The organism is Microbulbifer maximicatervae (SeqCode), from assembly GCF_052468155.1.
In genome coordinates, this window is record NZ_CP174335.1 from 2,937,403 (window position 1) to 2,962,988 (window position 25,586).

A 25,586-nucleotide genomic window follows, 5' to 3' on the forward strand; every position below is an offset into this window, starting at 1 on the left:
ACGGGAAAAGTGCTATTCGAGTTTAGCAATAGAAAAGACTTTGGACGGGGAGGGGGGATGGGACGGCGCAGAAAATCTGCGCCGAGGGTTACTGGACAGTTGATTAAAGGCGTTCTAATTTGTAACCAGTGTCGCCTAGAAACTCGATAACACTGCGTTCGCCCACCAAGTGGCCAGCGCCGACAATGACAAACAGAGACTGGTAGTTTGGCCCCTTAAGGGCAATTTTCTCAGCCATCCTTTCATTGCGATTAAAAAAAAGTGTGTCATAGAGCGGCTTATATTCAGGGTTTTCAGTTAGGCCGTCGAGGATAATAAGGCGATTCAAAGCTTCTTCATCTCCTCGCTTCCATGCGCTGGTAAGTTTGGGTAAAAAGGTTGAAATATCCCCAATTTGCTCAAGGGTTTGCTGGAAGAGGAGCGCAGGGTTGTCCAGGTCATTTAACATCTTGAATTGTTGCAAGACACCTTCCAACTCCAGAACGGATTTCCCATCCTTTTTTGCTTTTTGTAAAAAGTGCCGATCAATGCCTAGTTCTGGATTGAGGCCGTGGGCTTGCATCTCAATCATGCTCATAGAGATCATGGCTATGGCGGGACGCTGCCGGATAAACATAGCCTCGGGCATACTACGCTTGTGCATCCACGACTTTAGTTGGCTGTATATCGCGGGTGGAAGTTCGTCTTTTAAAGTTCGCTCACCTTGGTAGATAGACTCCATCATGATTCGCTGCTGTAACAGGCTGTCGCCTTCTGCAGCGAGAATGTCAGCCTCGACGGCAATAGCATCACTATTGGAGTAGGCCTGTTCAATTTTTGATCTTAGAGGGTAGAAGTCCTCAGTTGCCAAGTGAACCGAGCCTAATAAGTAAACGGTTTTATTATCTTTAGTTGCTTTCCAGAAGATGCCTTTATCACTCTCAGCGGCTGAAGCTCCTATTGTTAGTAGAAGCAGTGTAAAGGCGAGAAAGTAACTTATTTGTCGCTGAAGCATTGTCGGGTCCCTGAGTAATTTGCCTTTGCAAATACTATCACTAACACCTTCAGGTGCCAGAGGGGCTTTTAGGCATCAAGTCACTGACTTGTAAATTAGTGATGATTTACTGGGAAATTATCCTATAGGAAGTCAAAATAGACCTTTTGGTCTGTTTCACGGAAGTCAAATTGAAAGTTGTACAGTTTTTGCCCAGCCTAGAGCCTGGGATCACAGCAACTCTTGCGCTTGAGTTTGCAAATGAACTGGTCAAAAAAGGCCACGAGTCCCTGGTGATTTCTACTGATGGACCATTGGAGGCGCGGTTTCGTTTGCACGGTAGTGACTTTATCAGCTTTCCAAAAATCAGTGAGTCAATCTGGTCTTTGCGGCACAAATCCCGCCTGCGTAAGATTCTCGCAGGATTGCAACCGGATATTGTCCATACCTATGGTCGCTCAACGGCCTTCCTTGCATGGCATGCCTTGAAGAGTGAGTCAGTCGCAACTCGTCCTAAGCTGGTGCCTCTGGTGGATCAATATTTTTCCAATAGCTACTTCAACAAAGGTTTATTGGCAGGAGATGGAGTTATTGCAACTTCGTATGGGATTGCGAAATACCTGAAAAATGCTTCTATCAAATTTTCAGAAAATCCGATAGAAGTTATTTATCGTGGCATTAATGTCCGAGAGTTTGATCGTGAAAAACCTGTAGCGAGCCAGTGGCAATTAAAGCTTCTAAATAGTTACCCTCAGCTGGAAGGGAAAAACTGGTGGTTAATGCCTAGCGAAATCTCTGCAAATGGCGGGCAGGAAGAATTTCTACATATGTTGGCTCAGGCTGCGGTACAAAGAGATGATGTTCACGGAGTGGTTGTAGGAGCTTTAGTCGAAAATGATTTGCGCTATCTGAAAAAGCTGGAAGGGCTCGCGCAAGGCTTAGGTCTTGGGGGTAGAGTTACTTTCTTGGGGGAGCGCCAGGATATGCGTGAGTTGTACGCAACGTCCCAGTTAGTTTTTCATCTTGCGAGTGAAAAGAATGAGAGTGCAAAATATTCTAGGGAGGCGCTGGCGATGGGACGTCCTGTAATCGCTTACTCTGATGGTTGTACAGGGGAAGTTTTAGAGAAATACTTTCCTGATGGCTTAGTGCAACGAGGCAATATGAAGTCTTTGATAGAAAAAAGTTTGGGGTTAGTGAATAGGCCAAATAGCTTGAATCCTGAAGAGTTCAGCTATTCTGCTTCAGCTGAAAAAGCCATAGTTTTCTTTCAGAAGCTATTAAATTAAATTGCGCGCGTAAAAATTCTCAGAAGATATGTAAAATGCTAATTGACTAAGTTGCTAAAAGCTCAGGTGCCCATTTAAAGAAGCAAAATCAAAGCCAGGATTGGGTGTGTTAGTTCTGGCATTTGAAAAATGGCTGTATCGTAAAGATAGGATGTGGCCCCTGGGGAAACGATAGCCAAGTGCAAAATGCAGAGCAAAATTGAGCTTAGTACTTAGCCCAATATCACCAAAATCTTTTTGACTCAAATAGGATGCGCCCGCTCCAGCTTCGGCAAATCCTCCCTGTAGTTGACTGCGAGGATACCAGCGCAAAATAGGTTTAATTTCGAAAATATTTTGCTGCTGTTTCTCACTTTGATGCTCAATTCGCATATGGGAGTAACTGCCTTGCCCCCACCATTGAAGTGAATTATTGCCGAGACTAAATGAAAGCAGTAAATGGGAGTAGCTAAATCCAGCCATTTCTGAGGCTGAGATAGAGCGATACTGCATCAACTCATTCCCAAGTCCTTTACCTGCACTTGCAATGAATTCGGATTCTGCATGGGTGGGCGGAGTAAGGAAGAGTCCGCCGGCAAAAAAATAGGCACAGTATTTAAAAACACTGCACTTATCGTTAAAAACCACTGGTTTACGCATAGCTTCGCGGTACTAACTGATAGAGCTGTTTTAAAGACTAGTGGGAAAGGCTTCGATGGCAAGCTCTCCAAAGAGGCTTGCCATCGACTTCTTCCTTTTCTAGCGCCACTGCCGCTTCAGTTGTCGAAGTGCGTCAGAATGCAGTTGTCTCGCGCGCTCCTGGCTAAGCCCCAATTGCTCCCCAATAACTCGAAAAGAGCAGTCCTTGTCAGAAATTAATCCATACCTCAAGTTGAGGACTGTCCTTTGTCGTGCAGGGAGGCGGGCAACAGCTTCACGGAGACGTTGAGCTAGCTCTTGGTTGGTTACAAGCTCATCCGTATTGTAAAGCTCATCAGCAGGTGCGTAGTCCAGTCTGGTGCTGCTCTGGTCATCTGCAACCGGGTCATCGAGAGACCCTGTTGGTCCTGGGAGTTTTAATAAGCTTTGGATTCTCTCAATATCTAGTCCTGTGTGGCGGGCTAGATTGTCATCGGATGCAGGTTGTCCCTGAGCGCGGACTTCACCAATAGCTCTGTAAATCGCTCTTAAATCATCCTGGACATTGGCTGGTTGTCGGACAAGATCTTCGTTGCGTCTTAAGGCTAACTGAATCTCTTGCTGGATCCACCAGTAGGCATAGGTGGAAAAGCGGTATCCCATTTGCGGCTTGAACCGCTCAATAGCTTTCATTAATCCAACATTGCCTTCTTGAATTAAATCGATAAAGGGAACTGATGGATTGCGAAAGCGTTTTGCAATGGCAATAACTAGGCGCAGATTGCATTGGATTAGTTTTTTCCGCTGTTTTTGAAAACGCTGTAATAGCCCGTTCAGTTTGCTGCGGCCGCGCCTGTCCAAGTACTCGCTGGCGAGAAGGATTTCGGTGTGGGCAATTATCAATCCGTGATCATAGGCTCCTGTGCTTCCTCGTTGCTCGACTCCCTCGCTACGCAGTTGGACCAATTGGGTGCCACTTTCCTGGAGGTTGGAAATGAGCTTTTCTTCCAGGTCGCGTAATAGACAGGTGGTACTGTGCTCTTCCTCCGGAGTTAATAGCTCAAGCCTGTAGAGGTGCTTGAGATAGCTTTGCATTGGGGTGGTGCCGCTCTCGGAGAGGGTATCACCCGCTGCATGAATCTCTTCCGCGTCAGGGTCTCGCTCGACTTGAGGGTCGGGCTCGCTGGCACCCTGGCAGGAGTCAGAGAGTGGTTCGCCTGTATCCTTCAGCCATTCTTCATCCCTTGAGTAAAAATGTTCTCGGGACAAGTGCTTAAACCTTCTGTTGGCTGTGTGAACGATATTTGCTGATCGGTCTCTCAAAATTTCGATTGACGTCTATTTCTACTCACTATAGATGTGTCAGCAAACTTTAGGAGAGAAAAATGGGACTTGTAGGTTTTCTTTATCTGAAGAGGAGGGGCAGCTTTATGTACCCTTGAATAGAGCCGGGCATTTCGGCCACCGCGTCTTCCTTTCTTGGGTGTTATTTTCGGTAATAGGACCAATTTGTTATAACAAGCTGGGCGCTTATTTTTTACTCAGCTCGGCTATATTCCTCAGTCTCTTCCGTTAATATTGCTACGAAAAAGGGCGAGTGGAGGGAGTAGAAAATATATCGAAGCGGATGACAACCATGGCTTTCATAGTGTATTTGCTGCCTGTAATTGAGAGATGTCATCTAACTTTTGCCTCAAGAGACTTGTCTGAACAAATAGAATTGTCGATAGGTTCACACTTTTTTGGTTGTCAGCATGAAAGAATTTGAAGAACCGCACTCGCTGGCAGTCCATTAAGAGGGAGGCTGGAGTACGGCTCATTAAGCAAAGTCATTTGTAGTGGTAATTGCTTGATGGAGGAGGATATTTAAAGGGTAGACAAATAACCCTATCGAGTAGTGATCATTAATAAAATTAGGTTATCCAGGGGGCAGAAAAATGAAGGGATTGCTAGCACCTACAGCACTATTCGCTGTTGTAATTGGGTGTGTGTCTTTTGAGGGAGTAAATCTCACGGTGTCTGATCGATCTGTGGCCTTGGCTGGGGTTGTTACTCTTAGTGAGCGTGATGACCAGTCTGTTGATTACAGTCAATATTCGGGAGATGCTCAAGATATAGAGCTGTTTGATGACTCCAGCATGCTGGAATTTGAAGGTGATGTATTTGCCGATGCTCCAGAGCATATGCCCCCAGCGGGAGAGGGCTCAGGTGCTAAGGAAGGTGATAACAAAGGCTTTGGTGAATAGCTGTTATGGACAAGCCTCGAGCTTGAGACTCTGATTCTTGTCCATAGGCCAAGCTTTCTATTTCTTCTGGGCGCTAAAATGCTTCCCACTAACTCCGTTACTGTCTCTGCCCATTAAATAGAGATAGGTGGGCATAATATCTTCTGCAGAGGTTACCGACTGAGGGTTTTCTGCTGGGTAGGCAGTTGCTCGCATTGATGTACGGGTTGCCCCTGGATTTAGGGAGTTGACCCGGGTATTGGAAACCCCTTCCAGTTCATCGGCGAGTACCTGCATCAGTCCTTCAGTGGCAAACTTCGATACTGAATAGGCCCCCCAGTAGGCTCTCCCTTTAACCCCAACGCTGGAGCTTGTAAAGACAACAGAGCCTGCTTCTGATTCCTCTAGCAGGGGCAGCATTGCCTTTGTTAGTCCAAACGCTGCATTAACATTCACCTGCATTACTTGTTGCCAAGTGTTGAAATTGTAATTGCCGATAGGGGTGCGTTGCCCGAGTAGGCCGGCATTGTGCAGGAGTCCATCCAGGCGACCAAACTCGTTGCGAATAGCTTCTGCGAGGCTCTCGAAATCCTCTATTTTTGCCGCACCCAGGTCCATGGGGAAAATAGCCGGCTGTGGCCCACCGGCAGCCTCGATTTCGTCATAGACAGCTTCTAACTTGGGAGTTGTACGGCCTAGCAAAATTACCGTCGCCCCGTGAGCAGCAAAAGTCTTTGCTGCAGTTTTACCTATGCCGTCTCCGGCACCGGTGATAAGAATAATCTTGCTCTTTAATAGGTCGGAGGGCGCTTGATAGTCGCCAACAAAGTCTGACATGAAATATCCCGATACTGTCACCGGGCTTGGGTGCCCGGTATTACTTCAAGTTTCAAAAATAGTGTTGTTCTAGAAGGGGCCAAATTTCATTGGCGGAATTTACCAGGTGGTCTGCCCCCCAATTGGCGGGGTTGTCTGTAGAGTCAATATAACCATACCCGCAAGCGATAGTTGGCATACCAGCCTTTTGGCCGGCGATGATATCGCGCTTGTGGTCGCCGATATAAATTGCTTCAGCGGGAGCGCAGCCAATCTGGCTGCAGGCTAAAAATAGGGGCTCGGGGTCCGGCTTGGATTTGCTGACGTGGTCAGGGCAAACAATTGCAGAGGCTGGCGGTAGATGGGTAAAGGCTTCCATTAGAGGAGTGGTGTAGGCCTCCGGTTTATTGGTGACAATCCCCCAGGGAAGGTTTTTTTCAACCAGGTTGTCGAGCAGGTTGTCGATACCGGGGAAAGTGGTTGTCTTCTCTGCAAGATGTGCCAAGTAGAGGTCCAGCAACCTTTGCAGTAATCCTGGGAAGGCGGGGTCACCTTCTTCTTTGTTAAACCCCAATGTGACCAGCGCCCTGGAACCATTGGATACAGTTCCCCGGATCGTCTCGTCAGGCAGTGGAGGTAACTGTTCCTGTTGGCGCAGTTGATTTAATACAACAATAAAATCTGGCGCTGTATCAAGCAGGGTACCATCCAGGTCAAATAAAACGGCTTTCATTTTGCAGTTCACTTATTCTGGTTTGCTGGCATACATCAAATAATTGACGTCGACATCCCGGGGGTTCAATTTGTAGCTGCGGGTAACCGGGTTATAAGTCATACCGGTTATATCGTGCGATTCCAGGGACTCATCGCGCAGCCAGGCGCCCATTTCTGAGGGGCGGATAAACTTACTGTATTCATGAGTGCCCTTGGGCAGTAAGCGTAGGACATATTCTGCTCCGACTACGGCAAACAGCCACCCTTTAGGGGTGCGGTTGATCGTAGAGAAAAATAGCTTGCCGCCAGGTTTTGCAAGTTTTGCGCAGGCGCGAATGACAGAAGAGGGGTCTGGTACATGCTCAAGCATCTCCAGGCAGGTGACAATATCAAAGCTCTCGGGCGCTTCTTCTGCCAGTTCCTCTACTGCCACTTTGCGATAATTGACGCTGACGCCACTTTCGAGGGCGTGGAGTTTGGCGACATTGAGTGGGGCTTCCCCTAGATCGATACCAGTAACATCTGCTCCTCTCTGTGCCATGGCTTCAGCCAGGATACCGCCACCGCAGCCCACATCGAGGAGCTTCTTGCCGGCAACCGGAGCATACCCGTCAATGTAATTTGCACGCAGTGGATTGATTTCGTGTAGTGGTTTGAACTCGCCTTCCTTGTCCCACCAGCGGCTGGCAAGTTGCTCAAATTTGGCGATTTCTGAGGGATCTACATTGCTCATGAACTTCTCTGCAAACTCCGTCGCTCGTAACCGGCATTTTTCAGTGATTGGGCCGGAATCAGTTATCTAGCGTAAATTTCCGCTGATTCTATCACGCCATATTTGCGCCCGCTGGATAACCTCAGTTTCGTTTAAGGTTTGTAGCTGGCGCTCCTTTAAAAGTTGTCGCCCTGCAACCCAGACATCACTGACATTGTGTCCTCCGTTGGTATAAATCAACTGGGACACTGGGTCATGCAAAGGCTGCTGTTCTAGACCGCCGAGATTGATAGCAGCAATGTCTGCGCTTTTGCCTACTTCCAGGCTTCCGGTTATATCTTCAATTCCCAGTGCTTTGGCTCCGTTGATGGTCGCCATGCTCAGTGTCTGATGCGCGGGTAGGGCTGTTGCGTTCCCGCTAACAGCTTTTGCCAGTAGTGCGGCTGTGTTGGCTTCGGAGAACAAGTCTTGGGTGTTATTGCTCGCAGCGCCATCGGTGCCAAGGGATACGTTGATACCGGCTTCCAGCATGTCATAGGTCGGGCAAAAGCCTGAGGCGAGCTTGAGATTGGATGATGGGCAGTGAGAAACATGGGCGCCACTTGAACTCACTAGCTCAATGTCTCGTTCATTAGTGGCCACCATATGTACACAAAGTGTCTGCGGCCCCAGCAGCCCAAGGCGGAATAGCCGTTCGGTGGGCCGCTCTCCATTAGCGTTCAGGGCGCTTTCAACTTCAGCGTGGGTCTCGTGGAGGTGCATTTGCATGGGGATCTGCGCTTCGGCAGAGCAGACTGCAATTTTCTCCAGTGTTTTATCCCCCACGGTGTAGGGGGCGTGGGGTGCAAATACCACCTCAATTCGATCGTGCGTACGATAATCATCGCGTAACGCCAATCCTTTGTGCAGGGCCTCGTCGCTATTGCGGCTCCAGGGGGTTGGGGCATCCAGCACGGGGAAGGCGATATGGGCTCTGATTCCGCTTTCCCGCGCAGCAATGGCGACGGCTTCCGGGAAGAAGTACTGATCAGAAAAAGTAGTAGTACCAGAGCGCAGCATCTCGGCAATCGCTTGCCGGCTGCCGTCAGCTACAAATTGCGGACCCACCCAGCGTTGCTCTGTCGGCCAGATGTGCTGCTCCAGCCACTCTTTAAGGGGGCGGTCATCAGCGTAGCCGCGCAATAGCGTCATGGGCGCATGGTTGTGAGTATTAATTAACCCTGGAATTAGTGCGTGTTGCCCCAGGTCGACTTCATCTGTTGCCCTAAAGCGAATTGAGGCCTCAGCTGTGGGTACCAGAGCAGAGATTTTGCCCTTTTCTATTGCGAGTGAACAATTTTCATACACTTTTTTCTCGGGTACGACGGGTATGATCCAGCGTGCGTGGATCAGGGTATCGACAGCTTGTTGCATGAGGAGTTATCTGGTGGCTGCTGTGGGGGTGTTTTACTGTAGCCGCAGTCAATGGGGGCGACAACTGTGGTTTGTGCCGCAGTTGGATATCTCCGAGTCCTGCAGCTCCAAACATCTCAAACTATGGTAGAATCGCCCGCTTATCCCGGGCACAGTACGTACGCCCGCGCTATAAAAGGAACGCCGTAAGCCATGGGCGAATTAGCCAAAGAAATCTCTCCGATTAATATCGAAGAAGAACTCAAGCAGTCTTATCTCGACTATGCCATGAGCGTGATTGTCGGGCGCGCACTGCCGGATGTACGCGATGGCCTCAAGCCGGTACACCGCCGCGTGCTCTACGCGATGAGCGAGCTTAAAAACGACTGGAATAAACCTTACAAGAAATCAGCGCGTGTCGTTGGTGATGTAATCGGTAAATATCACCCGCACGGAGACACTGCGGTCTACGACACTATTGTGCGTATGGCGCAGCCGTTTTCTATGCGTTACACCTTGGTAGATGGCCAGGGTAACTTCGGTTCTATCGATGGTGACAGTCCAGCTGCCATGCGATACACCGAAATTCGTATGGATAAGTTGGCCCACGAGCTGCTGTCCGACCTCGATAAAGAAACTGTTAATTTTGTCGATAACTACGATGGTTCCGAGCAAATGCCGGAGGTGTTGCCTTCGCGTGTGCCGAACCTCTTGGTCAATGGTTCCTCCGGTATTGCGGTAGGCATGGCCACCAATATCCCTCCCCATAATCTGGGTGAGGTGATCAAGGCTTGTCTGGCTCTGATCAATAATTCCGAGTTGACCGTCGACGACCTGATGGAGTACATCCCCGGGCCGGACTTCCCCACGGGCGCCATCATCAATGGCCGCGCCGGTATTCTCCTTGCCTACCGCACTGGCCGTGGCCGCATTTATGTGCGTGCCAAAGCAGATGTGATCCGCGATGACAAGACCAATCGCGAAACCATCATCATTACTGAGATCCCCTTCCAGTTGAATAAAGCGCGCTTGATCGAGCGTATTGCTGAGCTGGTGAAAGAGAAAAAGATCGAGGGTATCTCTGAGCTGCGCGACGAGTCCGACAAGGACGGCTTGCGCGTAGTGATTGAGCTTAAGCGAGGAGAGCTGGGTGATGTGGTCCTGAATAACCTCTATTCCCAGACCCAGCTGGAAAGCGTCTTCGGTATCAATATGGTGGCCCTGGTCGATGGCCAGCCCAAGGTATTGAACCTCAAAGAGCTGCTCGAGCACTTTATTCGCCACCGCCAGGAAGTGGTTACCCGTCGTACGGTCTACCTGTTGCGCAAAGCCCGCGAGCGCGGTCATATTCTGGAAGGTCTGGCGATTGCCATCGCCAATATCGATCCGGTAATCGAGCTGATCAAATCTTCCGCCACACCGGCAGATGCCCGCGAGGCGTTGCTGGCTAAAGGCTGGCCTGTGGGCAATGTACAGCAGTTCCTGGAGCGGGCTGGTTCTGATGCCTGCCGTCCAGATGATCTGCCGCAAGAATTTGGTTTGCGCGACGACTCTTACTACTTGTCCCCGGCCCAGGCTCAGGCAATTCTCGAATTGCGCCTGCACCGCTTGACCGGTATGGAGCACGACAAGCTGTTGGCAGAATACCAGGATCGACTGGAGCAGATCGCTGAATACCTGCATATCCTCGGCAGCTTCGAGCGCCTGATGGAAGTGATCCGCGAAGAGTTAGAGCAGCTGTCAAAGGACTTTAACGATGAGCGTCGTACCGATATCGTTGCGTCTCGCCAGGATCTGACCGTTGAAGACCTGATTACCCCGGAAGACAAGGTAGTAACTATCTCCCACGGTGGTTACGCCAAGAGCCAGCCGCTGACCGATTACCAGGCCCAGCGCCGTGGTGGTATGGGTAAATCCGCGACCCAGGTAAAAGACGAGGACTTCGTCGAGCATCTATTGATCGCCAACTCCCATGACACCCTTCTATGCTTCTCTAATAAGGGCAAGGTGTACTGGCTGAAAGTCTACGAAGTGCCCACCGCTGGCCGAGCCTCCCGTGGTCGCCCAATGGTTAATATGCTGCCCCTGGAAGAGGGTGAGCGTATCAGCAGCATGATGCCGGTGTCCGAGTACGACGAAAATCACTTTATCTTCTTCACCACTGCCAATGGCACCGTGAAGAAAACCCCCCTCACCGCTTTTGCTCGCCCCCGCAGTGTTGGTTTGCGTGCAATTGAATTGGAGGAGGGCGATCGCCTGGTAGCCACTGCGATTACCGATGGTGAGCGCGATGTAGCGCTGTTTACCAGCGCCGGTAAGGCGGCGCGCTTCTCCGAGTCCAATGTGCGCTCTATGGGTCGTGTTTCCCGTGGTGTTCGCGGTATTCGTATGCAGGAAGGTCAGCAGGTTATCGCTATGGTTATCCCTGAAGAGGGTGGCTCTGTGATGATGGCTACTGAGAATGGTTACGGTAAGCGTACAGCTATCAGTGAATTCCCCACCAAGGGACGCGGTACCCAGGGTGTTATTGCGATCGCGGAAAGTGAACGTAACGGTGCCTTGGTTGGGGCCTGTCAGGTGCACCCAGGTGAGGAGATGATGTTGATCTCCGACCAGGGTACTCTGGTGCGTACCCGTGTTGATGAAGTGTCTGTACTTGGGCGCAACACGCAGGGGGTGCGAGTGATTCGCCTGAAGACTGGCGAGAAGCTGGTTGGTCTCGGTCGCATTGAAGAGACCGAAGATGACGGTGAAGAAAACGGTGGGGAAGAGTGACCCACCGCTCCAGACCACTAAGAAAGGCTGCGTTTATCGCGGCCTTTCTTGCCTTTGGCTCCCACGAAAAACGCTAAAGGCGCGATATCTATCCCCCTGAATGGCAGTTTGTGCGTAGACACATCTAGTTGTATTTGAAACCTTTTTTGTATTGTGGAAATCAGCTCATGAGGAAGTTTAATTTCTGTGCAGGTCCTGCCGCTTTACCGCAGCCCGTATTGGAGCAGGCGCAAAGGGAGTTGCTCAATTGGCAAGGGCTCGGTTGCTCTGTAATGGAAGTCAGCCACCGTTCTCCAGAGTTTGTTGAGGTAGCTGAGCGGGCCGAACAGGATCTCCGCGATCTGCTCAGTGTGCCGAGCAGCTACAAAGTATTGTTTCTTCAGGGGGGGGCAACTGGGCAGTTCAGTGCTGTGCCCTGGAATCTTCTCGGTGCCGGTTCATCCAAAGCTGAATTTATACACTCCGGTAGTTGGGCGGCCAAAGCGATCAAAGAAGCTCGTCGCTACGGTGAGGTAAATGTGGTCGCATCCAGTGAGGATCGCAACTTCAGCTATGCACCTGCGGCAGACAGCTGGCAGTCGAGTGGTGATGCGGCTTATTTCCACTATACCCCCAACGAGACGATTGGCGGTGTTGAGTTTGGCTATGTGCCGGAAGTGGAGTGCCCGCTAGTGGCGGATATGTCCTCAACTATTTTGTCTCAACCGATTGAGGTGGAAAAGTTCGGCGTTATCTATGCCGGCGCGCAGAAAAACATTGGCCCCTCAGGTATCGCTGTAGCCTTGATTCGGGATGATTTACTCGATCGCTCACTGGAAAATATTCCTCGCAGTTTGAGCTGGAAGGTGGCGGCAGAAGCGGGCTCTATGGATAACACGCCACCTACTTTCGCCTGGTACTTATCTGGTCTTGTCTTCCAGTGGTTGAAAGGTCAGGGGGGTGTTGATGCGATGGCTAAGCAGGCCGATGCTAAATCCAAAATGCTGTACGACTTCCTCGACAGCAGTGACTTTTTCTCCAGTCCGGTTGAGGAGGGAAGTCGCTCCCGCATGAATGTGCCCTTTGTGTTGGCTGACGACCGCCTGGATAAGCAGTTTTTGATTGAGTCAGAAGAAGCGGGTTTGTTGAGCTTAAAGGGGCACCGCTCTGTGGGTGGTATGCGCGCGTCGCTATATAACGCCGTTCCCATGGAGGCAGTGGAAGCGCTTGTGGCATTTATGGCGGATTTTGAAGCGCGCAAGGCTTAGGTAGTTAATTCAATCTTGATGATTTCTAGAGAAAGTAGATAAACGAATGGCAGAGGAAACTGTGAGTGGTGACCAGCGACTGCTGGAGCTGCGCAATCAGATCGACAGTATTGATGGAGAGATTGCTCGCTTAATTAGTGAGCGGGCTCGCTGCGCCCTGGAGGTTGCAGAGGTTAAGAAAGCTACTGGCGAGGATGCTCTCTATTATCGGCCGGAGCGTGAAGCACAAGTGCTGCGCAAGGCTATGGAGCGCAATAATGGTCCGCTGACTGATGAAGAAATGGCGCGACTGTTTCGCGAAATTATGTCGGCCTGCCTGGCCTTGGAAGAGCCCGTCAAGGTGGCCTACCTGGGCCCTGAGGGTACCTTTACCCAGCAGGCGGCATTAAAGCACTTCGGCAACTCTGCCCAGAGCCGGCCGCTGGCGGCAATTGATGAAGTTTTCCGTGAGGTAGAAGCAGGTGCCGTCAGTTACGGTGTAGTGCCGGTAGAAAACTCTACCGAAGGGGTGATCAATCACACCCTGGATAACTTTATGCACTCTAACCTGAGTATCTGCGGTGAGGTGGAGCTGCGTATCCATCATCACTTGATGATCTCAGATGTAACGCGCCCAGAGTCAATCACTCGTATTTATTCCCATGCGCAGAGCTTAGCGCAGTGCCGCAAATGGCTTGATGCTCATTATCCCAATGTGGAGCGTGTTGCAGTTGCCAGCAATGCGGATGCGGCCAAGCGCGTTAAGGGTGAGTGGAATGCTGCGGCGATAGCTGGCGATATGGCAGCGGAACTCTACGGGTTGAAGGTGCTGTCGGAGAAAATAGAAGATCGCCCGGATAATTCCACCCGCTTCTTGATTATTGGTACCCAGCAAGTGCCTGCGAGTGGGGATGATAAGACCTCATTGATGGTATCAATGCGCAATGAGCCAGGTGCTCTGCACGATCTCCTGGAGCCGTTTCGTCGCTACAGTGTCGATTTGACTCGGGTAGAGACCCGGCCATCGCAGTCTGGCAATTGGACCTATGTGTTCTTTATCGATTTTAGCGGCCACCGCGATACCCAGGGAATTGCCGAGGCATTAAAAGAAGTCGGTGGCTGCGCTTCAGACTTGAAAGTGCTGGGCTCCTACCCTCGCGGAGTGCTGTGATGGCAGAGGCTCAAATTGGCCGACTGCTGGTTGTTGGGATCGGTTTAATTGGGGGGAGTTTTGCCCTTGCACTGAAAGCTGCGAGGGCTTGCCGAGAGGTTATCGGGGTCGCTCTGGAAGAGAGTGTCTGCGATGAAGCCAGGGCGCTCGGTATTGTTGATCGGGCCAGCACCAGTCTCGAGCTGGTATTGCCGCAGCTGGAGCCGGGCGATTTGGTGTTTGTGGCTGTGCCGACACTGGCGATTGAGCCTGTATTCGCGCAGCTGAAAGAACACCTGCCGGCGGGAGTCACTGTGACAGATGGCGCCAGCGTAAAAGGTAGCGTGGTGGCAGCGGCAGAAAAAGTGTGGGGGAGTGCTCCAGATTTTCTGGTGCCAGGGCACCCAATCGCTGGTTCTGAAAAAAGTGGTGTTACCGCGGCGAGAGATGACCTCTATAGGGATCACCGCATTATCCTGACGCCGCTTGCGAATACAGGGGCTGCTCATTTGCATCTCGTGGAGCGAGCATGGCAGGCCGTGGGAGCTGAGCCCCTGACAATGTCAGTGGAGGAGCACGACGAGGTTCTGGCCGCTACGAGCCATCTTCCTCATGTCATCGCTTTTAGCCTTGTGGACACTTTGGCCCACGATGCGGAAAACGAAAATATCTTCCGCTATGCGGCGGGAGGCTTCCGTGATTTTACTCGTATCGCTTCCAGTGACCCGGTTATGTGGCGAGATATTATGCTCGCCAATCGAGATGCCATCTTAAAGGCTATCGACCTATACAGCCTCAACCTTTCTTCCCTGCGCGACGCTATTGCCTCCGGTGATAGCGCTGCCCTGATGGGGGTTTTTACCCGCGCCAAAGCGGCGCGGGATCACTTCACCAAAATGTTGGCAAAACAAGCGTATTCGGAACCTATGCAAGAACAAGAGATTACTTTTATCGTGCAGCCGGGCGAGGCTGTAAATGGCAAGCTCAGGGTGCCGGGGGACAAGTCCATGTCGCACCGCTCAATTATGCTGGGCTCCCTGGCCGAGGGAGTTACAGAAGTTGAGGGCTTCCTGGAGGGTGAGGATGCACTGGCAACCCTGCAGGCTTTCCGCGATATGGGGGTCGTGATTGAGGGGCCGGACAATGGTCGGGTTGTAATTCATGGCGTGGGTCTTAATGGCTTGCAGGCACCGCCCGGACCGCTATATCTCGGTAACTCCGGGACCTCCATGCGCCTGTTGGCTGGATTGCTTGCCGGGCAGGATTTCGACGTAACACTCACTGGCGATGAGTCCCTGTCAAAGCGCCCGATGAATCGCGTGGCTAACCCCCTGCGTGAGATGGGTGCAAATATTGAGACTGGCCCGGAAGGTCGTCCGCCGCTTTTGATTAAGGGTGGTAGTGCGTTGAAAGGGATTGATTACCCGCTGCCGATGGCCAGTGCCCAGGTGAAATCAGCGGTATTACTGGCTGGGCTCTATAGTGAGGGTCAAACGTCTACCGTTGAGCCGGCGCCCACTAGAGATCATACCGAGCGCATGTTGCAGGGCTTTGGTTATAAGGTGGAGCGGGATGGGGCTCAGGCTAAACTGGCGGGCGGCGGCTCACTGAAATCCTGTCGCATCGATGTGCCTGCCGATATTTCTTCAGCCGCATTCTTTATGGTTGCTGCCGCTATTTCTCCCGGTTCCGATGTTGTGCTGGAGCATGTGGGGATCAATCCGACCCGCGATGGGGTTATCAATATCCTCCGTGCAATGGGCGGTAATGTCGAATTGCTGAATATGCGTGAAGTGGGCGGTGAGCCGGTGGCGGATATTCGCGTTCGCTATGCGCCCTTGAAGGGAATTCGTATCCCTGAGGATCAGGTACCCCTGGCGATTGATGAGTTTCCCGCATTGTTTGTTGCGGCAGCTTGTGCAGAAGGTGAGACCGTCCTGACTGGTGCGGAGGAGTTACGGGTCAAGGAAAGTGACCGGATTCAGGCGATGGCAAATGGCTTGATTGCACTTGGGGTAAAAGCTGAGCCAACACCGGACGGTATCGTGATCCAGGGCTGCAAAGAGGGTGCGGTATTTGCTGGAGGCACCGTCGATAGCTTAGGGGATCACCGCATTGCTATGGCGTTTGCAGTGTCATCGCTGCGCGCAAAGGATACAATCCGCATCCTTCACTGCGCCAATGTGGCGACCTCATTCCCGAACTTTGCCGAACTGGCAACGGGCGCGGGTCTCAAGTTGCAGTTGGCGTGACACGGGCATTCAGGTTTGGGCGGTTGTGGTTCGCTTGAGTGCATCCGCCAGAGATGTTGAGTTGTAAAGAAAATATGAGTGATACAAACGGGTTGCCACCAGTAGTTACCATTGATGGTCCCAGTGGTTCGGGTAAGGGAACCATTGCAAAGCTTTTGGCTGATCGCTTGAGCTTTTCCTTGTTGGACTCCGGGGCCCTTTATCGGGCTGCAGCTTTGGCCGCAGTTAATAAGGAAGTTGACCTCTCCAATGACAAGTTGCTGACCGAATTGGCGAAAGATCTCGATGTGCGCTTTACCGTGAGTGCCGGTCAGTTGCAGGTGTGGCTGGAAGAGAGTGACGTCACCGCAGATATCCGTATGGAGCGGGTAAGCATGGCTGCTTCCAAGGTTGCGGCAATTCCCGGTGTGCGGGCAGCGCTACTGCAGCGCCAGCGGGACTTCCGCCAGCCCCCCGGCTTGGTTGCCGATGGTCGGGATATGGGCACTACCGTGTTTCCCGACGCGCCGGTCAAGGTTTACCTAACCGCCAGCGCTGAGGAACGCGCTAACAGGCGTTTCGCTCAGTTGCAGGAGAAGGGGGTTTCTGTTAGCCTCCGCGACCTGCTGGAGGACATCCGTGCCCGAGATGCACAGGATATGAACAGAAAAGCCTCCCCCCTGGCTCCCGCTGAGGATGCGGTTGAGCTGGATAGTACGGGGGTGAGTATCGATGAAGTCCTCCGAAAAGTGCTCGATTTGGTTCAGGACCGTATTTCACCCTGAAGTTCGGGCAGTAAATAGTTTTCTAACGACAGCGGCCGGGATCAGCCAGAATCGCCCGGCCGTTATCGTAATCCGACCCGCGTGCTGGCAGCGCGGTTGGGGTCGCGGCTGGCGGTTGACTAGACTTAACAGTTACCAACGGCTGGACCCAGCACTATAGGTAATGTAATGAGCGAGAGCTTTGCTGATCTATTTGAAGAGAGCCTGAAAAGCGTTGAAATGGCACCGGGCGCAATTGTTACTGGTGTTGTAATCGACGTAGATAAAGACTGGGTTACCGTTCACGCGGGCCTGAAGTCTGAAGGCGTTATCCCTGCTGCACAATTCGCCAACGATAAAGGTGAAGTTGAGCTGCAGGTGGGCGACGAAGTACAGGTTGCCCTGGAAGCTGTAGAAGACGGTTTCGGTGAAACCCGTCTGTCCCGCGAAAAAGCCAAGCGCGCTGAAGCCTGGAAAATCCTCGACGCAGCTCATGCAGCTGACGAAGTGGTTAAAGGTGTTATCAGCGGTAAGGTTAAAGGTGGCTTTACTGTTGATGTTGCCAATATCCGTGCGTTCCTGCCCGGCTCTCTGGTTGACGTTCGTCCGGTTCGCGACACTGCGCACCTGGAAGGTAAAGAGCTCGAGTTCAAAGTTATCAAGCTGGACTCCAAGCGCAACAACGTAGTTGTTTCCCGCCGCGCCGTTATGGAAGCTGCCACCTCCGAAGAGCGTGAAGCTCTGCTGGAAAGCCTGCAGGAAGGCATGAGCGTCAAGGGTATCGTGAAGAACCTGACCGACTACGGTGCTTTCGTAGACCTGGGCGGTATCGACGGCCTGCTGCACATCACCGATATGGCTTGGAAGCGCATCAAGCACCCGAGCGAGATCGTGAACGTTGGCGACGAGATCGAAGTAAAAGTACTGAAGTTCGACCGCGAGCGCAGCCGTGTATCCCTTGGCCTGAAGCAGTTGGGCGAAGATCCTTGGGTATCCATCAAACAGCGTTACCCAGAGAACAGCCGCGTGAAGGCGGTTGTAACCAACCTGACCGACTACGGCTGCTTTGCCGAGCTGGAAGAAGGTGTGGAAGGTCTGGTACACGTTTCCGAAATGGATTGGACCAACAAGAACATTCACCCGTCCAAAGTTGTCCAGGTTGGCGACGAGGTAGAGGTGATGATCCTGGATATCGACGAAGAGCGTCGTCGTATCTCCCTGGGTATCAAGCAGTGCCAGGAAAATCCGTGGGATGCCTTCGCGCGTAAATTCGCTAAGGGCGACAAGATTTCCGGTAAGATCAAGTCCATCACTGACTTCGGTATCTTCATTGGTCTCGACGGCAGCATCGACGGTCTGGTTCACCTGTCCGACATCTCCTGGAACGAAGCTGGCGAAGAAGCTGTTCGCAAGTTCAAGAAAGGCGACGAAATCGAGACTGTTATCCTGGGTATCGATTCCGAGCGTGAGCGCATCTCCCTGGGTGTCAAGCAGTTGGAGTCCGATCCGTTCTCCGACTACGTTACCACCAGCGATCGCGGCAGCATCGTTGTAGGTACTGTTAAGGAAGTTGACGCTAAGCAAGCAGTAATCATCCTGGCGGACGAAGTAGAAGGCGTACTGCGCGCTTCTGAAATCAGCCGCGACAAGGTTGAAGATGCTCGCAACGTTCTGAAAGAAGGCGAAGAAGTAGAAGCTAAGATCACCAGCGTGGATCGCAAGAACCGCGTGATCAGCCTGTCTATCAAAGCCAAAGACCAGGACGACGAGAAGCAAGCTATCAAGGATCACAGCAAGAAGCAGTCTGAACAAGTTCAGCCCGCTACTATCGGTGACCTGATCAAGGCTCAAATGAATAACAAAGACTAATCGTCTTTGAGTGTTCATAGCTCCAAATGGATCATTTGGAGCGACCCGAAAGCCGGACTGGGGTTGCCCAGTCCGGCTTTCTATTAGATGATTGGTGCTCTACTCCAGAATAATCAATGACTTACAAAGGTTGCGGAGCGCATGACCAAGTCCGAACTGATCGAAAGGATTGCGTTGAGGTTGGATCAGCTGCCAGTTAAGGATGTAGAGCTGGCGGTGAAAGTGGTGCTCGACACCATGTCAGATGCCCTGTCCCAGGGTGAGCGTATAGAGATACGCGGCTTTGGTAGCTTTTCTCTTCACTATCGAGCCCCGCGTACGGGCCGGAACCCCAAAACTGGGGATGCGGTTGATCTCGCCGGGAAATATGTCCCGCATTTCAAGCCTGGCAAAGAGTTGCGCGACAGAGTGAATCGAAGTATGCACGATGAGGCGAGTATCGAAGTATGATTAGATTCCCTGGCAGCAGTATAAATACTGCCATTAGAGCTTCGTCGTTAATCGATAAAGTTTTTTGTGGAACGTGGAGGTTCCCTTGTCATTTTTGCGTTGGCTGACACGCATCGTCTATGGGGTCGTCGCCCTGCTTTGCATCGCCTTGGGGATTTATTTCGCAGTTGCCAATCCGGAGACTATCAAACCAAATATTGTGGGCTATCAACTGCCGGCGGGAAGTGTAGGCTTTTGGTTGATTGGTTTCTTGTTGCTGGGGTTGTTGCTGGGTTTTGTCGTTAGTCTGCAGCCTGTTTATGCCAAGCGTCGCCAAGTGCGGTCGCTCGAGAAGCAATTGAAGAAAATGGAGCGGGAATTACACACCGCCCACCGCAAGGCTTCTGGAGACTGATTTGCTCGATTTTACCTATTTCTTTTTCCTGCTTGCGGCAATCGCGATCGGCTGGGTGCTGGGGCGAGGCAGCGCCAAAAAGAAAGTGGCGGATTATAGTGAGCAAGAGCATGCGCTGGTGAGGTCTTATGCCCAGGGTTTGAACTATTTATTGAGTGAGCGCCACGACGATACCATCGATAAATTTATTGACTCTTTGGAAGTAAGTCAGGCTACTTTTGACACCCACCTGGCTCTTGGAAGTCTGTTGCGCCGAAGAGGGGAGTACGATCAGGCGATTCGAGTCCATCAAAATTTACTCGGGCGCCCGAGCTTGTCCAGAGTTAGTCAAAACAAAGCTCAACTTGAACTTGCCTGTGACTATATTTCTGCTGGCTGGCTGGATAGAGCTGAACGTCTGCTACAAGAGCTGGTTGAGACTTCTCAGGAGTTAAAGGCTGTTAGCCTTGAGCGTCTGATTGAAGTCTACCGGGATGAAAGGGAATGGGCTAAAGCGATCCATGCTGTAAACCTGTTGCATGGCCGACGGTTCAAGCGCCTCTCGGCTGACTGGGCTCCGGTTCAGGCTCATTTTTGCTGCGAATTGGCAGAGGAGTCAATAGCGGCAAAGGATTACCTAAGTGCGAGGAAGCATATCGATTCTGCCCTGAGTTATGAGCGCAGCTCAGTGCGGGCAAATTTGCTGTGGGGTCGCCTCGAATATCTGCTTGGTAAGCCAAGAGAGGCCATTAAGGTTTTGCAGCGGATCCCCAAGCAGAGCCCGGACTATATTCCTGAAATCCTTGAGTTGTTGATTACTTGTTATGGGGATTTAGGGGATGGCAAGGGGTTGGATCGCTATCTTGAATCCCTTTTGAAAGAGCACCCCTCTAATAGTGTATTGATTGCCCTGACTGAGCGTATTCAGCAGCAGGATAGCGAGGCTGCAGCGGCTGCATTTATGGGGAAGCAGCTGGCGCTGCGCCCGTCTTTGAGGGGGTTGGGACGCTTTCTCGATTTGCATATAGATAGTACAGAGGGTAGGGCAAGAGAGAATCTCTCCCTACTCAAGACATTAATCGACCAGCTTATAGCGAGCCGCCCTCACTACCGGTGTAGCAATTGTGGGTTTTCGGGTAATCAGTTGCACTGGTTGTGTCCGAGCTGCAAGCACTGGGATTCGGTACGCTCCGTTAAGGGGATTGAGGGCGAGTAAAGTAATGACTGTCCTGCTCACCGGGCTGACGGCCTGGTCGGGGCGGCTTTTGAAATGAATGAGGTTTTTCTTGCAGTCTAAAGTTTCTTCTCCGGTTATCGTTGCTCTGGATTACGACAATGCTGAGTCTGCACTGGCAATGGCAGATCAGCTCGATCCGTCGCTGTGTCGGGTCAAAGTTGGTAAGGAGCTGTTTACTGCCGCTGGTCCAGACCTGGTGAAAACGCTGGTTGACCGGGGCTTCCAGGTATTTCTGGACCTTAAATTTCACGATATCCCCAATACTGTTGCAAAGGCCGTTAAAGCTGCTGCGAAATTGGGGGTATGGATGGTTAATGTTCACGCAAGTGGTGGTGAGCGGATGATGTCGGCTGCCGCCGAGGCCCTGCGGGAATTTGGCGAAGATAAGCCTCTATTAATTGCGGTTACTGTGCTTACCAGCACAACTGCAGAGGAACTGGCTGCAGTTGGTGTGGCTGCACCGCTGGAAAAGCAGGTGTTTCACCTGGCCTCTCAAGCTAAGTCCTGCGGTCTCGACGGTGTGGTCTGCTCCGCACGGGAGGCCCAACTGCTGCGAAGTGAATGCGGAGCCGGTTTCTCCCTGGTGACGCCGGGAATTCGTCCCGCGGGCTCTGATGCCGGGGATCAGCGACGCACTTTGACGCCTGCTGAAGCTTTGGCGCAAGGTTCTGACTATTTGGTTGTGGGTCGTCCCATCACCGCGGCTCCTGAACCTCTAGCGGCCCTAAAGTCAGTACTGGCTGAAGTGGCAGATTAGGATGGTTATCTTGCTTCGTGGCTTGTAATGATGTGTAATTAGGCCTGAGCCGACAGAAAGTTGCCCGTTGATATTATGGTGTGGCTTGGGGGAGGTAATAGCAGTCCCAAAGTGAAACCGATAATTCACTGGGAGTTGACCATGAAATTGACCTACCAATTGTTTTCTGTTGTTTTTGCGCTAGCTTTTTCGCTTTTTTTGAGTCCATCTGCATTTGCGGGAGAGATGGGCAGCGTTGAAGCCAAAGAGGTTGTGCTGTCTGTCAATGTCAACAGTGCTTCAGCTGTTGAACTTGCTGAGAGGTTGAATGGCATTGGCGAAGCACGGGCACAATTAATCGTTGAGTATCGCGAGGTGCATGGGCCGTTTACTTCTGTGGAGCAGCTGTTGAATGTTAAAGGAATCGGTGCGGCAACCCTGGATAAAAACAGGGATTTGATTCGGCTCTAAAGGTTTATGGGTCCCGACTGGAGGCTTTTTGTGGTCTCCAGTTGGGGTTTTGAGTTGGTGAGTAAGAGAGCATTAATAGATGACTCCCCCGGATGAATTTCAGTTGTTACTGTCGATAAAATGTAGCATTTATGTTGCGTCTGCCGCGGAGCTACACCATTCGTTGTGTTCTACTTCCTGTTCTCGTCCCCCTTTCATTGTTGGCAAATGTTCCCCGCCTGGATGACCTTTAGGTTTTTCTGTCGAGTTGCGAAAACATTTTTAATTCATTTGCTGGGCATGGTGCTTCCCTGTCCTGTTTGTTGAATGTAGTCGGAAGGATTGGCTTGCTTGGAAGTGATAAGGGTTGGTTAGTTGATTAGTATCGCTTGGGAGTGGGTAATACCGCTATTGCTGGCTTTAGCAGCAAGCTATGGCGCTACATCGTTGTTTATCGTGAGGATGCGCAATTTTGCGCTCGATGTGCCCAATAATCGTTCAATGCACTCGGTGCCGGTACCTCGCACAGGTGGTTGGGCCTTTTTGCTCGGTTGTCTGGTTGCGGTAGTCGCTAGCCCACTTGACCTGTCTCCGTTGGTGTTGGCTGCATTTACACTGTTGTTAGTGGTATCCGCACTGGATGATCTTGGAGATGTAGCCATACATCTTCGCTTTTCGGCTCATCTTCTAGCTGTGGTCTTTCTTCTGTTTGCACTGCCAGAAAGTTTGGAGTGGTGGTTGTACCCGGTCCTTATCTTGGCGGGGGCCTGGGTTGTTAACCTCTACAACTTTATGGATGGAATGGATGGTCTAGCGGGGTCAATGACACTTGTTGGCTTTTCCTCCTTGGGGATTATTTGCACTTTAAATGGGGACTTGGAGTTAGCCTGGCTCTGTGCCCTGGTGGCTGTTTGTGCGTTCGTTTTTCTGGTCTTCAACTGGCCTGCGGCGAAGATTTTTTTGGGTGATGCTGGCTCCACGGGCGTAGGTTTGGGGGTGGTTGCTGTCAGCTTATTTGGCTGGCAGCGGGGAGCGTTTGAGCTTTGGATACCCGTGGTCATATTTATACCATTTTGGTTGGATGCTACATATACACTGCTAAAAAGGGCGTTGAGTGGTCAGCGTTGGTGGGAAGCTCATCGTGAGCATTTCTACCAGAGGTGCGCAATTAAGATTGGCGTTAAAAGGGCGCTCATTTTGCAGCTGGGCGCAATGATATCTTTTTCTTTAGTGGCGCTAGCAGCTGTTGTACTTGAGGGGAAGTGAATGTCTCTCATGCTGAATGTCGTTTTAAAGGTAAATAGATTTCGGGGAGTCTTGTGACAAGAGTTTGGCGCAATGTAAAGAAAGCCCATAAGCCAGTATTGATGCTGGCCTTTGATATGCTGATGCTAAGCATGGCCTTTTTGTTGGCAATGATGATTAGGCTTAATAGTGTCGCTCAATTTTTCGAGTGGCGAATGGTGGTCTGCCTGACATTAACACTAGTTGCCACTAGCTTTATTTTTCTCCGGCTCGGCTTGTACCGGACGATTATTCGGTACATGGGGCAAAAAGCTATCATTGCGGTTCTGCAGGGGGTCACTCTTTCTGCAGTGATGTTGGCGCTCTTTTCTTACCTGACTACGGCAGGGGTTCCTCGCTCTGTCCCTGTGATCTACTGGTGCTTTGCGTTTATTGCCGTGGGTGGGTCCCGCTGGTTGGTCCGCCTTTACTATCAGGCAGCACTTGAGATTCACAAAACCCGGGTGGCCATTTATGGTGCTGGTACTGCGGGCCTGCAAATGTATAAGGCGCTAGTTCACGGGCAGCTATATAAGCCCGTTGCTTTTTTTGATGATAACGCCTCCAAACAAAAGACATTTATTGATGGGCTGCTTGTGTATAACCCTGCAGACATTCTTGAAGTGGTTGCAGGTAAAGATATTGCAGAAGTTATTTTGGCTATGCCGGGAGTGCCCAGGCGCCGCCGTAGAGAAATAACCAAGGCGCTTAGAGAGCGAGGCCTGGTGGTAAAGGCGATTCCCGGAGTGGAGGAGCTGCTTGACGGTGTGGGACGGGCAGAGGATGTTTCGCAGACTTATGAGAATATTCTGGGGCGTGCTTCTGTTGAGCCTCAGAAGGAGCTCGTTTCTGGCTCCATCAGCGGCAAGGTGGTTTTGGTTACTGGTGCTGGCGGGTCTATTGGGTCAGAGTTGTGCAGGCAGATATCGCAATGGAAGCCTGCCAGGCTGGTTGTTGTTGAGTCCTCTGAATATGCCCTCTATCAGATAGAGCGCGAGCTGCGACAGCAGCATCAGGATGACAGGGTCCAGTTTGAAGTAACCGCGCTGCTTGGCGATGTGCGTAACACTGAGCGTATGGCGGAAATCATTCAGGGCTTCTCCGTGCATACAATTTACCATGCGGCCGCATACAAGCATGTGCCCTTGGTTGAGCAGAACGTTGTTATTGGCGCCGACAATAATGTTCTGGGCACCCTCTCTGTACTTGAGGCTGCGGAGCAGTGTGGGGTTGAGCAGTTTGTGCTTATCTCCACTGATAAGGCTGTCCGGCCAACCAATGTTATGGGGGCCACCAAGAGATTTGCTGAGCTGATTTGCCAGGATTTTGGTCGCCGTTTTAACAAGATGCGTGTGTGCATGGTCAGATTTGGTAATGTTATCGGCTCTTCCGGCTCGGTAATTCCCTTGTTCACGGATCAGATCAATGCCGGTGGTCCGGTAACTGTGACCCACTCAAAAGTAACCCGTTACTTTATGACAATTCCCGAGGCGGCTCAGCTGGTATTGCAGGCTGGGAGTATGGGGCGCAACGGGGATGTATTTGTTCTCGATATGGGTGAACCGGTTCGCATCTACGATCTGGCTGAGCGCTTGATTCGTTTGATGGGGCACACGGTAAGGGATGAAGAAAACCCTGATGGTGATATTGAAATTCAGCTCACTGGACTGCGCCCTGGGGAGAAATTGTACGAAGAGCTGTTGTTGGGGGATAACGTGCTGGGCACGGACCATCCAATGATTATGCGCGCCGAAGAGGAGCGTCTCGATAGCGAGGCTTTGCAGCTCCTGGTTTCGGATCTTAGGGATGCGTGCGGCTCTCATGATTGCGAGCAGGTCCGCAGGATTCTATGTCGGGCAGTAAAAGGCTATTCACCCAAGCAGGGGCTGGTCGATGTTGTCTGGTCGAGGCAGGGGCAGGTGCGAAAACCAAGTGGAGGAGCGACGGTAGAGAGGTTGCCGTTAGTTGGGGAGGCTGGCTCCCGCTAGCTGGTTATTTTGAGCGGCTAACCAGTACGGCTGGCCGCTAGCTCTATGCAGATTAAAAAACATTTGAACAGAAAAGAAAAAGCCCGGATAGATGGAATCTATCCGGGCTTTTGTTTGGCTCCGCCTGCTGGGCTCGAACCAGCGACCCAATGATTAACAGTCATTTGCTCTACCAACTGAGCTAAGGCGGAATTTAATCTAATTTATAGAGCGCAAATTAAGCTGCGCTTTGAAATTTGGCTCCGCCTGCTGGGCTCGAACCAGCGACCCAATGATTAACAGTCATTTGCTCTACCAACTGAGCTAAGGCGGAA

Annotated in this window: 22 protein-coding genes and 2 tRNA genes; 15 read left to right on the forward strand and 9 right to left on the reverse strand. The window is 51.4% G+C overall.

What is annotated here, in order from left to right:
- Window positions 1-103: 103 nt before the first annotated feature.
- Entirely contained in the window at window positions 104-994 is an 891-nt protein-coding gene (locus ACJJIY_RS12720) for a TraB/GumN family protein (protein WP_444897949.1), read from the reverse strand.
- A 272-nt stretch (window positions 995-1,266) separates the two neighbouring features.
- Between ACJJIY_RS12720 and ACJJIY_RS12725 the strand changes: the two genes are divergently transcribed.
- Window positions 1,267-2,262, forward strand: a complete 996-nt coding sequence (locus tag ACJJIY_RS12725) for a glycosyltransferase (RefSeq protein ID WP_445358028.1) — start codon at window positions 1,267-1,269, stop codon at window positions 2,260-2,262.
- Window positions 2,263-2,316: 54 nt separating this feature from the next.
- Here ACJJIY_RS12725 and ACJJIY_RS12730 read toward each other — a convergent pair whose 3' ends face one another.
- On the reverse strand, window positions 2,317-2,901 hold the full coding sequence (locus ACJJIY_RS12730; protein ID WP_445358029.1) for an acyloxyacyl hydrolase: 585 nt from the start codon (window positions 2,899-2,901) through the stop codon (window positions 2,317-2,319).
- Window positions 2,902-3,000: 99 nt separating this feature from the next.
- Window positions 3,001-4,149 carry a sigma-70 family RNA polymerase sigma factor gene (locus ACJJIY_RS12735; RefSeq protein WP_444897947.1) on the reverse strand — a complete coding sequence of 383 codons (1,149 nt, stop codon included), beginning with the start codon at window positions 4,147-4,149 and terminating at the stop codon, window positions 3,001-3,003.
- A 668-nt stretch (window positions 4,150-4,817) separates the two neighbouring features.
- Here ACJJIY_RS12735 and ACJJIY_RS12740 point away from each other — a divergent pair.
- On the forward strand, window positions 4,818-5,126 hold the full coding sequence (locus ACJJIY_RS12740) for a hypothetical protein (protein WP_444897946.1): 309 nt from the start codon (window positions 4,818-4,820) through the stop codon (window positions 5,124-5,126).
- 57 nt (window positions 5,127-5,183) lie between these two features.
- Here ACJJIY_RS12740 and ACJJIY_RS12745 read toward each other — a convergent pair whose 3' ends face one another.
- From ACJJIY_RS12745 to ACJJIY_RS12760, 4 genes are all read right to left on the reverse strand, one after another.
- Window positions 5,184-5,942: a YciK family oxidoreductase gene (locus ACJJIY_RS12745; protein ID WP_444897945.1), complete on the reverse strand. Its 759-nt coding sequence runs from the start codon at window positions 5,940-5,942 to the stop codon at window positions 5,184-5,186.
- A gap of 52 nt (window positions 5,943-5,994) precedes the next feature.
- Entirely contained in the window at window positions 5,995-6,654 is a 660-nt protein-coding gene (locus tag ACJJIY_RS12750) for an HAD family hydrolase (protein WP_413662676.1), read from the reverse strand.
- 12 nt (window positions 6,655-6,666) lie between these two features.
- The gene (ubiG, locus tag ACJJIY_RS12755) at window positions 6,667-7,368 is read right to left on the reverse strand and encodes a bifunctional 2-polyprenyl-6-hydroxyphenol methylase/3-demethylubiquinol 3-O-methyltransferase UbiG (protein ID WP_444897944.1); all 702 of its coding nucleotides are present in this window, start codon (window positions 7,366-7,368) and stop codon (window positions 6,667-6,669) included.
- A gap of 66 nt (window positions 7,369-7,434) precedes the next feature.
- A complete protein-coding gene (locus ACJJIY_RS12760) occupies window positions 7,435-8,760 on the reverse strand; it encodes a TRZ/ATZ family hydrolase (RefSeq protein WP_444897943.1) in 1,326 nt (441 codons plus the stop codon).
- A 192-nt stretch (window positions 8,761-8,952) separates the two neighbouring features.
- On the opposite strand from ACJJIY_RS12760, the gene gyrA reads away from it, so the two are divergent.
- The 13 genes from gyrA (at window position 8,953) to ACJJIY_RS12825 (ending at window position 25,272) form a co-directional block, all read left to right on the forward strand.
- Entirely contained in the window at window positions 8,953-11,514 is a 2,562-nt protein-coding gene (gene gyrA / locus ACJJIY_RS12765) for a DNA gyrase subunit A (RefSeq protein WP_445354661.1), read from the forward strand.
- A gap of 167 nt (window positions 11,515-11,681) precedes the next feature.
- The gene (gene serC / locus ACJJIY_RS12770; RefSeq protein ID WP_445354660.1) at window positions 11,682-12,761 is read left to right on the forward strand and encodes a 3-phosphoserine/phosphohydroxythreonine transaminase; all 1,080 of its coding nucleotides are present in this window, start codon (window positions 11,682-11,684) and stop codon (window positions 12,759-12,761) included.
- Between the two features lie 46 nt (window positions 12,762-12,807).
- Window positions 12,808-13,911, forward strand: coding sequence for a prephenate dehydratase (gene pheA / locus ACJJIY_RS12775; RefSeq protein ID WP_282932042.1), 1,104 nt, complete (start codon window positions 12,808-12,810; stop codon window positions 13,909-13,911).
- Window positions 13,911-16,142, forward strand: coding sequence for a bifunctional prephenate dehydrogenase/3-phosphoshikimate 1-carboxyvinyltransferase (locus ACJJIY_RS12780; RefSeq protein ID WP_444897940.1), 2,232 nt, complete (start codon window positions 13,911-13,913; stop codon window positions 16,140-16,142). Before pheA ends, ACJJIY_RS12780 begins: the two co-directional genes overlap by 1 nt.
- Before the next feature lie 74 nt (window positions 16,143-16,216).
- Window positions 16,217-16,906, forward strand: coding sequence for a (d)CMP kinase (cmk, locus tag ACJJIY_RS12785; RefSeq protein WP_444914265.1), 690 nt, complete (start codon window positions 16,217-16,219; stop codon window positions 16,904-16,906).
- 168 nt (window positions 16,907-17,074) lie between these two features.
- Complete coding sequence (gene rpsA / locus ACJJIY_RS12790) at window positions 17,075-18,754, forward strand: 30S ribosomal protein S1 (RefSeq protein ID WP_444914264.1); 1,680 nt, start codon at window positions 17,075-17,077, stop codon at window positions 18,752-18,754.
- A 141-nt stretch (window positions 18,755-18,895) separates the two neighbouring features.
- Window positions 18,896-19,204, forward strand: coding sequence for an integration host factor subunit beta (ihfB, locus tag ACJJIY_RS12795; RefSeq protein WP_282932044.1), 309 nt, complete (start codon window positions 18,896-18,898; stop codon window positions 19,202-19,204).
- Window positions 19,205-19,289: 85 nt separating this feature from the next.
- The gene (locus ACJJIY_RS12800) at window positions 19,290-19,598 is read left to right on the forward strand and encodes a lipopolysaccharide assembly protein LapA domain-containing protein (RefSeq protein WP_413662669.1); all 309 of its coding nucleotides are present in this window, start codon (window positions 19,290-19,292) and stop codon (window positions 19,596-19,598) included.
- Window position 19,599: 1 nt separating this feature from the next.
- Window positions 19,600-20,793 carry a lipopolysaccharide assembly protein LapB gene (gene lapB, locus ACJJIY_RS12805; protein ID WP_413662668.1) on the forward strand — a complete coding sequence of 398 codons (1,194 nt, stop codon included), beginning with the start codon at window positions 19,600-19,602 and terminating at the stop codon, window positions 20,791-20,793.
- Between the two features lie 70 nt (window positions 20,794-20,863).
- A complete protein-coding gene (pyrF, locus tag ACJJIY_RS12810; protein WP_444897937.1) occupies window positions 20,864-21,571 on the forward strand; it encodes an orotidine-5'-phosphate decarboxylase in 708 nt (235 codons plus the stop codon).
- 141 nt (window positions 21,572-21,712) lie between these two features.
- Complete coding sequence (locus tag ACJJIY_RS12815) at window positions 21,713-22,021, forward strand: ComEA family DNA-binding protein (protein WP_444897936.1); 309 nt, start codon at window positions 21,713-21,715, stop codon at window positions 22,019-22,021.
- Between the two features lie 354 nt (window positions 22,022-22,375).
- Window positions 22,376-23,266, forward strand: a complete 891-nt coding sequence (locus ACJJIY_RS12820) for an MraY family glycosyltransferase (protein WP_444897935.1) — start codon at window positions 22,376-22,378, stop codon at window positions 23,264-23,266.
- Between the two features lie 53 nt (window positions 23,267-23,319).
- Window positions 23,320-25,272, forward strand: a complete 1,953-nt coding sequence (locus tag ACJJIY_RS12825; RefSeq protein WP_445358030.1) for a polysaccharide biosynthesis protein — start codon at window positions 23,320-23,322, stop codon at window positions 25,270-25,272.
- A gap of 115 nt (window positions 25,273-25,387) precedes the next feature.
- Here the strand turns inward: ACJJIY_RS12825 and ACJJIY_RS12830 are convergent.
- Window positions 25,388-25,463, reverse strand: a tRNA-Asn gene (locus ACJJIY_RS12830).
- Window positions 25,464-25,509: 46 nt separating this feature from the next.
- Window positions 25,510-25,585: transfer RNA gene (locus tag ACJJIY_RS12835), tRNA-Asn, on the reverse strand.
- Window position 25,586: the final 1 nt, after the last annotated feature.

What these genes read in the sequence shown, in the direction of transcription:
- ACJJIY_RS12750 (WP_413662676.1), bottom strand. Translation starts at nt 6,654, where the DNA reads ATGAAAGCCGTTTTATTTGACCTGGATGGTACCCTGCTTGATACAGCG.
- ubiG (WP_444897944.1), bottom strand. Translation starts at nt 7,368, where the DNA reads ATGAGCAATGTAGATCCCTCAGAAATCGCCAAATTTGAGCAACTTGCC.
- ACJJIY_RS12760 (WP_444897943.1), bottom strand. Translation starts at nt 8,760, where the DNA reads ATGCAACAAGCTGTCGATACCCTGATCCACGCACGCTGGATCATACCC.
- gyrA (WP_445354661.1), top strand. Translation starts at nt 8,953, where the DNA reads ATGGGCGAATTAGCCAAAGAAATCTCTCCGATTAATATCGAAGAAGAA.
- ihfB (WP_282932044.1), top strand. Translation starts at nt 18,896, where the DNA reads ATGACCAAGTCCGAACTGATCGAAAGGATTGCGTTGAGGTTGGATCAG.
- serC (WP_445354660.1), top strand. Translation starts at nt 11,682, where the DNA reads ATGAGGAAGTTTAATTTCTGTGCAGGTCCTGCCGCTTTACCGCAGCCC.
- ACJJIY_RS12730 (WP_445358029.1), bottom strand. Translation starts at nt 2,901, where the DNA reads ATGCGTAAACCAGTGGTTTTTAACGATAAGTGCAGTGTTTTTAAATAC.
- pheA (WP_282932042.1), top strand. Translation starts at nt 12,808, where the DNA reads ATGGCAGAGGAAACTGTGAGTGGTGACCAGCGACTGCTGGAGCTGCGC.
- cmk (WP_444914265.1), top strand. Translation starts at nt 16,217, where the DNA reads ATGAGTGATACAAACGGGTTGCCACCAGTAGTTACCATTGATGGTCCC.
- ACJJIY_RS12780 (WP_444897940.1), top strand. Translation starts at nt 13,911, where the DNA reads ATGGCAGAGGCTCAAATTGGCCGACTGCTGGTTGTTGGGATCGGTTTA.
- ACJJIY_RS12720 (WP_444897949.1), bottom strand. Translation starts at nt 994, where the DNA reads ATGCTTCAGCGACAAATAAGTTACTTTCTCGCCTTTACACTGCTTCTA.
- rpsA (WP_444914264.1), top strand. Translation starts at nt 17,075, where the DNA reads ATGAGCGAGAGCTTTGCTGATCTATTTGAAGAGAGCCTGAAAAGCGTT.
- ACJJIY_RS12815 (WP_444897936.1), top strand. Translation starts at nt 21,713, where the DNA reads ATGAAATTGACCTACCAATTGTTTTCTGTTGTTTTTGCGCTAGCTTTT.
- ACJJIY_RS12745 (WP_444897945.1), bottom strand. Translation starts at nt 5,942, where the DNA reads ATGTCAGACTTTGTTGGCGACTATCAAGCGCCCTCCGACCTATTAAAG.
- ACJJIY_RS12740 (WP_444897946.1), top strand. Translation starts at nt 4,818, where the DNA reads ATGAAGGGATTGCTAGCACCTACAGCACTATTCGCTGTTGTAATTGGG.